Raw genomic sequence first — 11880 nt, 5'->3', positions numbered from 1 at the left:
TTTCCGATTATGAACCGAGTTTACCTTACCAGGGATATCTTATGTTGAACTTAAATCTACCAAAATTACCGACAACCATCACAGCAGGTCAAAAAGAGATCCTGATGGTCACTAACGCAGACTTACGCGAGCCTGCAAACGTAACGTGCTGGCCTGTACAGAAAAAATTTGAAGATAAACTGGCCGCAGCATTAGAAGCGCAAGGTTACAAAATGAAGCGTGCTCATGAAATTAGTGAAGCTCGCGGTCATGGTTTTATCAGTAGTCAGCGTGAAGGTTGCGACATGTTTGCCGCTATCGATCCTGATGCGCCAGTTATTGTGTTATTAACTGCATGGCAATATTCACACCATATTGCCTCTTCATTAGCACACCATCGTGGTCCTATTTTACTGCTGGCTAACTTTGATGGTACATGGCCGGGTCTGGTAGGAATGTTGTGTTTAGCGGGCACGATGACCAGTTTAGGTAAAAATTATTCACGTTTATGGTCAGAAGAGTTTGAGGATGAATTCTTTGTAGATGGCTTAGCGACTTGGTTGAAATATGGTTATGTAAATCATAAGCTTAGCTATCTTACGGATATTGCGCCAACACACAGGGTAATGGCGACGGAAGCTGGCGAAGTGGGTCGTAAAGTCGGCGAATACATAATTAAAAATAAAGAAATAATAGGTTTGTTCGATACATTCTGTATGGGAATGATTAACGGGGTCTTCCCACAACAGGCCATGATCAATATTGGTATGCCAATTGAATCCCTTTCTCAATCTGCGTTACTGGTCGAAATGGCGAAAGTACCGACAGAATTAAGAGAGGCATGTTTACAGTGGTACGAAGATAACGGGATGACGTTTATGTTTGGTCAAGATGACAAAACTGAACTCACTCGTGAACAGGTGATGGAGCAGTGCGCCATGATGATCGCAATGGCGCGTTTCGTAAAACGTTTTGGTTTAACTGCGGTGGGTGTGCAATATCAGCAGGGCTTAAAAGATTGTTGCCCAGCGTCTGACTTTGCCGAAGGTGCTATCGGTTCAACAGCACGTTTCCCACTACCAGATGAAAACGGCGAGATTATCTGCCCTAATACGCCAATTCCTTGTATCAACGAAGTGGATATGGGTACGGCTATTCCTCAAACGATGTTATGGCGTTTATTAACATCATTAGGATTACCAGCAGAAACCACATTGCATGATATTCGTTGGGGTAGTGAGTACGAAGGAACATTCTACTGGGATATGGAGATTTCAGGATCAGTTCCTTTTGAACACCTCAAAGGTGGCTTAAAAGGTGCAACAGGTTATCGTCAGCCTGCGATGTTCTTCCCTAAAGGGGGTTCAACTATCGCAGGTCAAGGTAAAGCAGGGCGCTTGTTATGGGGTCGTGCACACTATGAAGGCACTGATGTGATTATGCATATCGGTACGGGTGTGGCGGTAGAATTACCTGAAGCAGAATTTGAACGTCGCCGTAGAGCAACCAACTACGAATGGCCATTATTAAACTGTACGTTAGATGGCGTAACGCGTGATGACCTTATGGCGGGACATCAAAGTAATCACATTACTGTGGCTTACATTGATGAAGATAAATTGGCGTTTGTGCTTAAAGCCTTTGTTGCTCAAGCATTGACTCAAGGTATTCAAGTAAAAGTGGCAGGTGATGCCATTAACCTACTGTAAGGAATTGATGATGAGCCAGCAAAAATACGTCGGTGTTTGGCCTGTTATGCTAACCCCTTTTGATGCCAAAGGGGAGATTGATTGGGCGTCGTTAGAGCGCCTTGTAGACTGGTATATCGATTCTGGTGTACATGGACTCTTTGCCGCCTGCCAATCAAGCGAAATGTTTTATTTAAGTGATGAGGAAACTCAAGCGCTTACCCGCTTTATCGTTGAAAAAGCAGATGGAAGAGTACCTGTAGTAGCTTCTGGTCATACTGCAACCGCATTAAGTCAGCAAAAAGAACAATTGCAGGCAATGGCGGGTACCGGTGTCGATGGCGTCATTATGATCAGTAATCGCTTAGCGCTTATTGGTGAGTCAGATGATAAAGCGCTGGAAACATTACAGGTCTTAACCAATGTGGTGCCAAAAGAGATTGATTTGGGCATTTATGAATGTCCTCATCCTTACAAACGCCTGTTATCTGAAGAGATTGTAGAGTGGTGTGCGCAAAGTAATCGCTTTACCTTTATCAAAGATACGTGTTGTTCTCTACCAATGATAGAGCGTCGTTTGGCATTATCAAAAGGAACTCGCTTGCACTTAGCCAATGCGAACAGTCAAACGTTATTAGCATCATTCCAAGCGGGATGTCAGGCATATAGCGGTGTTATGGCCAACTTCCATCCAGAGCTTTATGTTTGGCTTTATGAAAATTGGAAGGATAAACCTGAGCAGGCTGCCGTATTAGCTGATTATTTATCAACAGCAGCGATGACCGAAACACTGGATTATCCAGCATGCGCTAAATATCATCAGCGCCTGATTGGTAACTTCAGCACTCTGGTCTGCCGTTCCCGTAATAGCAGTCAGTTTGAAAACTCATTTTTCCCTTCTGCCGTCAATAGCATGACTGCATTAGGTGAAAACATGAAAAAATGGCTTTCGTTAGATTAATTTAGGACACAGGAGTAGGAATATGCCTTTCGTGATGAAGGAAACTCAGTTTGTGCTTGATAACGCACATTCACTTTTTAATCACTGCCATGCTTCAACGATTGTGCGTGTGCCTAACTCTGAGCGTTTGTTAACCGCTTTTTTCGCTGGTGATAAAGAAGGTAGCGGTAATACCGCTATCTGGCTGGCGATAAAAGAGGGCGATCATTGGCAGCACGCTCAACCTGTTGTTAAAAATCCGGGTGTTGCGCACTGGAATCCAGTTTTACATGTTGACCCATCAACAGGTAATATCTGGCTGTTTTATAAAACGGGTCCCGATGTACATAGTTGGACGACCCAATACGTTATCTCGAAGGATGGCGGAAACAGCTGGAATTTACCGAGTGAATTGGTTTCTGGTGATGTAGCACCTAGAGGTCCTGTGAAGAACAAAGTATTAGTGATGTCGAATGGCGAGTGGTTGGCACCAGGATCGGTTGAGGATGACCAGTTCTGGGATGCGTTTGTCGATATATCAAGTGACAATGGTCAACACTGGTTGCGAGTGGATATTCCGATTGAACACCATAAAGGTGGGCAAACGGAACATGAAATCTGGCAGGGTTTAAAGGACGATGCCTTATGGGAGACTGATCTACAACGCGTTTTTCAATGGGATGGCGTGATACAGCCAACACTATGGGAATCCCAGCCTGGGCATGTGCATGCCATGATGCGGAGTACGCGCGGTACTATTTATCGTAGCGATTCAACGGATTATGGGCGCAGTTGGTGTCCGGCTTATGCAACAATATTACCAAATAATAATAGCGGCATTGATGTCGTCTCCTTCGCAGATGGTCAACTGGCATTGGTGTATAACCCGAATTCAGGTAACTGGAGCCGTCGTTATCCCATCTCTGTCAGTCTTTCATCCGATAATGGCAGTACTTGGTCTGAACCATTCGATTTACTCGATGGGGAAGGCGAATTTTCATATCCGGCTATTATTGCTGAAAACAATACCCTACACGTGACCTTTACTTGGAATCGAAAAAACATTGTTTATCAGCAGTTAATGGCTACTCAATAAAAATGTGGAGAAAGGGTTTTATGAAAAAGAGTCTACTCGCAGCGTTGGCGATTACGATGACACTGGGCATGGGGAATGCAGTTGCCCAACAGTTAACGTATCCTACAAAAAATATTGATGTTGTCATCCCGAAAAATCCGGGCGGTGGTACTGATACTTCTGCACGTACTATTGCAGAATTTGCTAAAGATATCATGCCTGCTGGTCGTATTTTTGTTCCTATCAACAAACCAACAGGTAATGGTTTAACAGGTCTGATTGAAGTCGCTAATGCGCGTCCAGATGGCACAAAATTAGTCATGACAACAGTTGAATTGGCAATGTTCCCTCACCAAGGGAAATCGCCAGTGACTTATAAAGACTTTACTCCGATTGCCACGACTATTGCAGATCCTGTTGTATTAGTCGTCAATGCTAATTCACCTTATAAAACACTACAAGATTTTGTGGATGGTGCAAAAGCGAACCCAGGAAAATTGAAAATTGGTAACTCCGGTATGGGCGCTATTTTCCATCTTGCAGGTGTGAATATTGAACGTACTACAGGAACTAAATTTAACCATATTCCTTATAACGAAGGTACAGGTCCCTCAATTGCAGCTTTATTAGGTGATCATATTGATGGCGTATTAACTACACCCGGCGCAGTAAAATCACACGTTGATGGTGGCTTATTACGTGTTCTGGGTGTGATGGACGAACGTCGTTTCCCTCTTATTCCAGAAGTACCAACATTCAAAGAAGCACTGAAGTTAGATACCAATGTGAAAATGCGTGCTTGGGCTGTATTAGCAACAACAGCGGGTGTACCTGATAACGTGAAAAATGAGTTAGTTGGTGCATTCTCTGAAGTAGTGCAAAAACCAGCTTACCAAGAAGCGTTGAAAAAACAAGGTATTATGCCTGTGTTTATCACAGGTGATGATGCTTACCAAATGATGAAAGAAGACCACGAAATGTACGCTGAGCTCATCGCGGCGACACTGAAGAAATAATAGTGATACCACCCTGTCCGTTTAGGCGGATAGGGTTGGTCAGGGAGATCCCGACATGACAAAAAGTAATACCATCATCGGTGCGATTTCAGTAGTTTTTGGGCTACTTATTATCTACCTCTCCCGTGATATGAGCATATTTGACGAGTATGGTGTACCTGGGGAGCGTTTTTGGCCCTATGGTTTAGCTATCTTGTTTATTTTACTGGGGATTTTTCAGTGGATCAGTGTCATTATAGATAAAGCAAAACACGTCCACCGCTCTGTTGATTTAAGTTCGACGGCTGTTAAACGGGCTTATGGTTTAGGATTTTTATTAATATTCTACGCAGTAGGCTTATATTTCTTAGGATTCATTATTTCATCATTGCTCCTTATCCCAATCATTATGTGGTTGATGAATGAACGCAAAAAGATCTCACTTATCGTGGTTCCTATTGCGATTGTGGTGATGTCGTATCTTTTCTTTGAACTCCTGTTCAATTCACCTCTACCAATCCCTGTTTTTCTTGAGTAACGCAGGAAAGGAGCTTTGATATGGAAATATTAGATGCATTTATGATTGTTTTCAGTTTGGAAACATTCACAGTACTACTGTTAGGGGTATTCGCAGGTATTGTTATCGGTGCATTACCTGGCTTAACAGTCAATATGGGAATTGCATTGCTACTCCCATTAACATACTCCTTCCAAGGAATGACAGGGATATTATTGTTATTAGGAATGTATTGTGGTGCCGTTTATGGTGGCTCCATTACTGCGATACTGATTAGTACGCCGGGTACTCCCGCTTCTGCTGCAACGGTGTTGGATGGTTATCCAATGGCGAAAAGAGGTGAAGCAGGGCGAGCACTGGGTTTATCCACCATGGGTTCTATGTTTGGGGGGATATTTAGTACGATTGCTCTGATTGTAATTGCACCTCAGTTGGCTAAAGTTGCAATAGGTTTCTCTGCCGCTGAGTATTTTGCACTCGCTGTATTTGGCATAAGTATTATTACCAGTGTATCATCGCAATCGATTATCAAAGGATTAATGGGCGGTGCAATTGGGTTAGCTATCGCAACAGTTGGTCTTGATCCGATGACATCGGGTATGCGATTTACTTTTGATACTGTGTACTTAATGGGCGGGATCTCCTTTATTCCGATCCTCGTTGGTTTGTTTGCTTTCTCTCAAGGTTTAATTAGCTTTGAAGAAGATTACCGTGAACGCCGTCAAAAGAACCCAGAAGGAAAAGTGAGTGCGCGTATTCACCGTGTATTACCAACATGGTTAGATTTTAAACGCGTATTACCGACGTACTTACGTTCATCAGCGATTGGTACTGGTGTGGGCGTTATTCCTGGTGTGGGTGGCGATATCTCTTCATTTATTTCTTATAATGAAGCGAAGCGTTGGTCAAAACACCCTGAAGAGTTCGGCCATGGTTCACCAGAAGGCGTTTCTGCGCCAGAAGCGGGTGCTAACGCAGTAACGGGTGGGTGTATGGTGCCATTAATGACCTTAGGTATTCCTGGTGATGGTGCGACTGCCATTATTATGGGTGCGTTTATGGTGCAAGGGTTGGCATTAGGACCTCAGCTCTTTACGGATAACCCCGTTGAAGTCAACAGCATTTTTATTGGCTTAATGGTTGCGAATATTTTAATGGGCATTTTAGGTTTCTTATGTATGAAACTTTTTGTCCGAGTGATGGATGTACCTCGTCGCGTATTAGTTCCTATCATCTTTGTATTGTGTAGCATTGGGGCTTATTCTGTTAACCACGATATTCGCGATGTGTTTATCATGATGGGAACGGGGCTTCTTGCTTATATATTGATTAAGCTAGATTTCTCCATGTCACCAATAGTCATTGGTATCATTTTAGGGCCAATGGCGGAATCTAACTTACGTCGAGCATTAACAATGTCTCAAGGTGATTTATCGATTCTGTATACACGCCCGATTACAGCGACATTCTTAGGTATTGCGATATTGACGTTGATCCTACCGATTATTGGACCTTCGTTAAAAGCAATGTGGAAGAAATGCCGAGCTAAACCTGCTCAGTAAAGGTTAACTGGCCCTCATCATTACGATGAGGGCAATATCAATGATGGAATATTAATGTAATGGCAAAAACAGTTGAACAGATTGCAAATGACCTGAATTTGTCTATTACCACAGTCAGATTGGTATTAAATGGCAAAGGTGATCAATACCGGATCAGTGCAAAAACACAAAAGAAGATAGCAGACTATGTTGAGGTATTTGGCTATACCGTCAATCATGCGGCTAGAAGTTTAAAGCTGAATAAAACAGATACCTACGGATTGGTTATTCCTCGTCTTTCTAACCCGTTTTTTGCCGCGTTGGCTGAAAAATTAGAGATGCATTGTCACCAAATTGGTTGCCAGCTAACAATTAGCTGTACCTATGGTGATATCAAAAATGAAAATAAACTCGTCAAATCAATGGATGAACGTAATGTTGATGGTATTTTCATTGTTTCATCTAGTCGCAAAAATCAGTTACACCATGTGAAACATCGTCAAAAACCCCTCGTTTTCTTAGATAGAGATTTTTCTGTGAGTGACGCTATTTGTGTCGCCTCAGATAACTGTGACAGTGGAGCCCAACTGACCAGAGCAATGATAAAGCTAGATGCGCCAATCCATTTTTTTGCGGGAGATGCATTACTGCCCACGATTGCAGCGCGTTTGCGCGGTTATGTGCAAGCGATAAAAGGGCATTATGGCGATGATAGTCGTGTCACGGTCTCTTATGCAGAACATAATACGACCAAAGATGGCGAACAAATGATGAAACAGTATTTAGAGCAACATCAGCAAATACCGACTCATTTTATTGCCTCATCACTGCCTATTCTTGAAGGTCTATTGAGTGTTATTCGTCAGCGTGAAGGCGTTATTCCTGCTCACCTTCATATTGGTACCTTCGATGATCATGTGATGTTGAGCTTTTTACCTAATAACGTGTGGTCAATGAAGCAAGATGAGGCTTTATTGGTCGAAAAAGCCTTTGAAATCATGTCTGCAAAGATAGCAGGCACCACAGTTAAATCCCCTGCATTAATAAAAACACAGCTTATCGAGCGCCTAATTTCTAACCAGTAAGTCAATTAAATCGCTTATTCGCCTCACTTTGTGAGTAGATTAGCAAGATTTATTGACTCATCACTGTATAAATAAAATACAATAGGAACATTAGTCTGTTCGTTTTATTGTTATTCTTTTTTTTACTTTTATAAATGCGCGCTACTCTATTGATAGAGCTTTAACAAAAATAAGGGCTCTTGATTATCTGCGATCAGAGGCTCATAATTTAAGCGGATAGTTCCATTTTATTAATATAAAAGGATATTAAAGAAAGATGAACGATGATGTTGACCGATGTCCTGAGTGTGAAGTAAGGGCATATTATACGAATGATTTTGTTCGTGTTTATCAAGCCTATTCTAATACTATTGCTCAGAGCGCAGTCGCAAACGGAACATTTGTTTCGCCCCCTTTTAGTATGACCCGTATGACTTGGGTAAAACCTTCCTTTCTTTGGATGATGTACCGTTCTGGTTGGGGACGTAAAGACGCTAATCAAGCTTCTATTCTTGCGGTTGATATTACACATGAAGGCTTTCAAGAGATGCTGACTCAAGGTGTTGTGAGTCATTTTGATCCAGATCGCTATACTAGTGCTGAAGCTTGGAAAGAAGCATCAGAAACCAGCAATATCCGCATTCAGTGGGATCCTGAACGTGATATTTATTTGAATCGGCTCAGTTATCGCACCATCCAAATTGGTTTGCGAAATCAAGCAGTTGAAAAATATTGCAAAGAGTGGATTGTGAATATTACGGATATTACCGATAAGGTACATAAAATAGATGCTTGTATTGCTAATGGTGATCTTGATACCGCATACAGCCTATTGCCAGTTGAAAAACCGTATCACTTTGGTGAATAATTCATCAGAATGTCACCCCGCTTTATTGGCGGGGTAATTGTGTCAATTTATGCTCTAACAAGTTCAGGACGAACACCCAGTGTGTGGCAAATAGCATAGGTTAATTCTGAACGATTAAGCGTATAAAAGTGAAAATCTTTTACTCCTTCACGACTTAAAATTTTCACCATATCAATTGCAATTGAAGCACCTACCAGACTACGGGTTTCAGGATCATTCTCTAATCCATCAAACATTTTATTCATCCATCCTGGAATTTTTACATTGGTTAAACCCGCAAAGCGTTTTAGCTGTTTAAAATTAGTCACGGGTAGAATACCCGGTACAATTTCCACATCAATTCCTGTTGAAACACAGCGATCGCGAAAACGTAAATAACTTTCCACATCAAAGAAAAATTGAGTGATGGCGCGATTTGCTCCCGCATCTACTTTTCTTTTTAAGTTAATTAAATCCGCTTGTGCACTTTTCGCTTCAGGATGCACTTCTGGATAAGCTGCAACAGAAATATCGAAATCACCCACACCTTTGAGTAAGTGAACTAAATCGGTGGCGTACATCTCTGGTTTTTGTGTGTTATCGGGCAAGTCTCCGCGTAATGCGACAATATGACGAATGCCACTTTGCCAATAATCCTGTGCGATATGTTGTAGCTCTTCGCGGCTTGCATCAACACAAGTTAAGTGTGGTGCTGCTTCTAATCCTGTGCGTTCTTTTATTCCTTTAATAATAGAGTGTGTTCTATCACGCTCTCCTGAGTTTGCACCATAAGTCACAGAAACAAAGCTCGGTTTTAAGGTATTTAAACGCGCAAGAGATTGCCAAAGGATATTTTCCATCTCTTCGGTACGAGGAGGAAAAAATTCAAATGAAACTTGGATCTGGCCATCTAATTCAGCAAGATTTTGGTTAAGTGCTTCATGTTGGCTTGCGTGATAAAAGCTCATACCTGTACCTCATCAATCTTTCACTGTGTTGTTATTTTTATTTAAGTATCACTACTTATTTACCCATCTAACCATTTAGACGTCTAGATGTAGATTCTCTTAATTAGGTTATTTAGTCAACAACTATTCACCCTGTTTTTGATGAGGATAATTCAATCAAAAGGAGAGAAAATTTCATGTTGAAAAAGGCTCTATGATGAAAATGAGCGTATTGAGAGATCAATCTTCTCATTTTTCTTCTACAATAAAGCTAACTAACGTATTGATGAGAAGCGAAATGATCACTTGTAAACGTGTTTATGATGATAAAGACGGTGAGCATGAAGGTTATCGTGTGTTAGTCGATAGGCTCTGGCCAAGGGGCGTGAAAAAGACAGATTTTCATTATGATGAATGGAATAAAGGTGTCGCGCCTTCGACTGAATTACGAAAATGGTTTCATGGCGGAGGGGGAGATTTTACTGAATTCACGCAACGTTATACGCAAGAATTAATGGCTGTACCTGAACATTGGCAATCGCTTGTCGCAATAGCCAAAGAGCAACCGTTGGTATTACTTTATTCAGGTAAAGATAAGCAACAAAATAATGCGACAGTATTAAAAGCTTTTTTAGAAAAACAGCTTAAATAGGTATCAACAGGTTATATATTGATTTTCTTACTGTGAAAAAAAGAAAAAAAAGTGGCGCGGTATTAGGCGCCACAAAAATTGCTAATAAAAACATCGAACAGAGTCAGAGAATATTTTTACTACTCTTATACAGTGTGTGTATTTGCCAATAGCCATTGACTAATACGTTGTTTTTGCTCGTCATTTAGCCACATGCCGAGTTTAGTACGACGCCAAATAGCATCATCAACTTCGATAACCCACTCATGTTTCACTAAATAACGTAATTCTGCTTCATACAGATTATGACCGAAGTTTTCGCCCATGCTGGCCAAATCAGTAATGCCTTCAAGCAATAACTCGGTGTTGCTACCATAAGTGCGGGCAAAGCGCAGTGCCAGTGCTTCTGGTAACCAAGGATGACGTTGACGAATTAAACGTGAATAACCATCACGATCACAACCTTCTAAATTACCGCCTGGTAATTGACCATTTTTAGTCCACGGTTTACCCATGTTAGGGAAGTAAGCAACAAGTTTATCAACAGCATGCTCACCTAATTTACGATAAGTCGTTAATTTACCACCAAATACAGATAACAGTGGTGTTTGGCCATTATCATCATGCACATCTAAGGTGTAGTCACGGGTAATCGCTTGTGGTGAATCTGATTCGTCGTCACATAATGGACGCACGCCAGAGTAATCCCACACCACATCTTCTTTAGTTAACTGCTTTTTAAAGTGATCGTTATAGACTTTCAGTAAATACTGAATTTCGTTGTCATCAATAGCGACATCTTTAGGATCGCCTTTATATTCAACATCCGTAGTACCGATGATAGAGAACTCATCCATCCAAGGAATAACGAAAACAATACGGTTATCTTCGTTTTGTAAAATATAAGCTTGTGGTTCGTTATGAGCACGAGGAATAACGATATGGCTACCTTTAATTAAACGGATACCATAAGGTGATTTCAGTTTTAAGCCTTCATCAAATAAGGTTTTAACCCAAGGGCCTGCTGCGTTTACTAAGGCTTTCGCTTGGTAGAGAGATGTTTCACCTGTACGTAAATCTTGTGCTTCTACCATCCATACATTATTTTCACGCCAAGCGCGGGTTACTTTTGTGCGTGTGCGCACTTCACCACCACGACGGACGATTTCTTGTGCGTTGAGTACCACTAAACGTGCATCATCAACCCAGCAGTCTGAATATTCAAAACCGCGTGTTAATTCTGGTTTTAAAACAGAGTTTGCACCAAATTTAATGCCTTTACTGCTTGGTAGGCTTACTCGTTTTCCTAAATGATCATAAAGGAACAGACCAATACGGATCATCCAAGCTGGGCGTAAGTGTGGTTGGTGTGGCAGGCGAAAGCGCATTGGAAATGCGATATGTGGTGCTAAGCGTAATAACACTTCACGCTCTGCCAGAGCTTCGCTAACTAAGCGGAATTCGTAGTGTTCTAAATAACGTAAACCACCATGAATAAGTTTAGAGCTCGCGGAAGATGTCGCACTTGCTAAGTCTTGAGCTTCCAGCATAAGTACTGAAAGGCCTCGGCCAGCTGCATCCGCCGCAATTCCAGCGCCGTTTATTCCGCCGCCGATGACAATCAAGTCTTGAGTTTTCATAACATCCTCCTACGAA

11 protein-coding genes are annotated in these 11880 nt (G+C 41.7%); 9 read left to right on the top strand and 2 right to left on the bottom strand.

The window, feature by feature from the left end:
• The first annotated feature begins 41 nt into the window (after nucleotides 1–41).
• The 8 genes from LG402_RS19645 (at nucleotide 42) to LG402_RS19610 (ending at nucleotide 8667) form a co-directional block, all read left to right on the top strand.
• On the top strand, nucleotides 42–1688 hold the full coding sequence (locus LG402_RS19645; RefSeq protein ID WP_166539148.1) for a signal transduction protein: 1647 nt from the start codon (nucleotides 42–44) through the stop codon (nucleotides 1686–1688).
• A gap of 10 nt (nucleotides 1689–1698) precedes the next feature.
• Nucleotides 1699–2628, top strand: coding sequence for a dihydrodipicolinate synthase family protein (locus LG402_RS19640; protein ID WP_109409000.1), 930 nt, complete (start codon nucleotides 1699–1701; stop codon nucleotides 2626–2628).
• A gap of 22 nt (nucleotides 2629–2650) precedes the next feature.
• Complete coding sequence (locus tag LG402_RS19635) at nucleotides 2651–3703, top strand: sialidase family protein (RefSeq protein WP_109408999.1); 1053 nt, start codon at nucleotides 2651–2653, stop codon at nucleotides 3701–3703.
• A 20-nt stretch (nucleotides 3704–3723) separates the two neighbouring features.
• A complete protein-coding gene (locus LG402_RS19630) occupies nucleotides 3724–4698 on the top strand; it encodes a tripartite tricarboxylate transporter substrate binding protein (protein WP_227336161.1) in 975 nt (324 codons plus the stop codon).
• A gap of 55 nt (nucleotides 4699–4753) precedes the next feature.
• Entirely contained in the window at nucleotides 4754–5215 is a 462-nt protein-coding gene (locus LG402_RS19625) for a tripartite tricarboxylate transporter TctB family protein (protein WP_151436395.1), read from the top strand.
• A gap of 20 nt (nucleotides 5216–5235) precedes the next feature.
• A complete protein-coding gene (locus LG402_RS19620) occupies nucleotides 5236–6756 on the top strand; it encodes a tripartite tricarboxylate transporter permease (RefSeq protein WP_166539146.1) in 1521 nt (506 codons plus the stop codon).
• Nucleotides 6757–6815: 59 nt separating this feature from the next.
• Entirely contained in the window at nucleotides 6816–7820 is a 1005-nt protein-coding gene (locus LG402_RS19615; RefSeq protein WP_166539145.1) for a LacI family DNA-binding transcriptional regulator, read from the top strand.
• A gap of 256 nt (nucleotides 7821–8076) precedes the next feature.
• Nucleotides 8077–8667 (top strand): DUF4291 domain-containing protein, encoded by a 591-nt coding sequence (locus tag LG402_RS19610; RefSeq protein WP_109408995.1) that lies wholly within the window; start codon nucleotides 8077–8079, stop codon nucleotides 8665–8667.
• Nucleotides 8668–8714: 47 nt separating this feature from the next.
• Here the strand turns inward: LG402_RS19610 and metF are convergent, their stop codons facing one another.
• Nucleotides 8715–9614, bottom strand: coding sequence for a methylenetetrahydrofolate reductase (gene metF, locus LG402_RS19605; protein WP_109408994.1), 900 nt, complete (start codon nucleotides 9612–9614; stop codon nucleotides 8715–8717).
• A gap of 277 nt (nucleotides 9615–9891) precedes the next feature.
• Between metF and LG402_RS19600 the strand changes: the two genes are divergently transcribed.
• Entirely contained in the window at nucleotides 9892–10245 is a 354-nt protein-coding gene (locus LG402_RS19600) for a DUF488 domain-containing protein (protein ID WP_109408993.1), read from the top strand.
• Between the two features lie 125 nt (nucleotides 10246–10370).
• On the opposite strand, the gene glpD is transcribed toward LG402_RS19600, so the two are convergent.
• Nucleotides 10371–11864, bottom strand: a complete 1494-nt coding sequence (gene glpD / locus LG402_RS19595) for a glycerol-3-phosphate dehydrogenase (protein WP_227336160.1) — start codon at nucleotides 11862–11864, stop codon at nucleotides 10371–10373.
• Between the last annotated feature and the right edge of the window lie 16 nt (nucleotides 11865–11880).

The sequence above is a fragment of the Proteus sp. NMG38-2 genome (genome assembly GCF_020640995.1).
Taxonomy (GTDB): domain Bacteria; phylum Pseudomonadota; class Gammaproteobacteria; order Enterobacterales; family Enterobacteriaceae; genus Proteus.
Note: the sequence above shows the minus strand (reverse complement) of the source record. Positions and strands in the feature narration are given on the sequence as shown.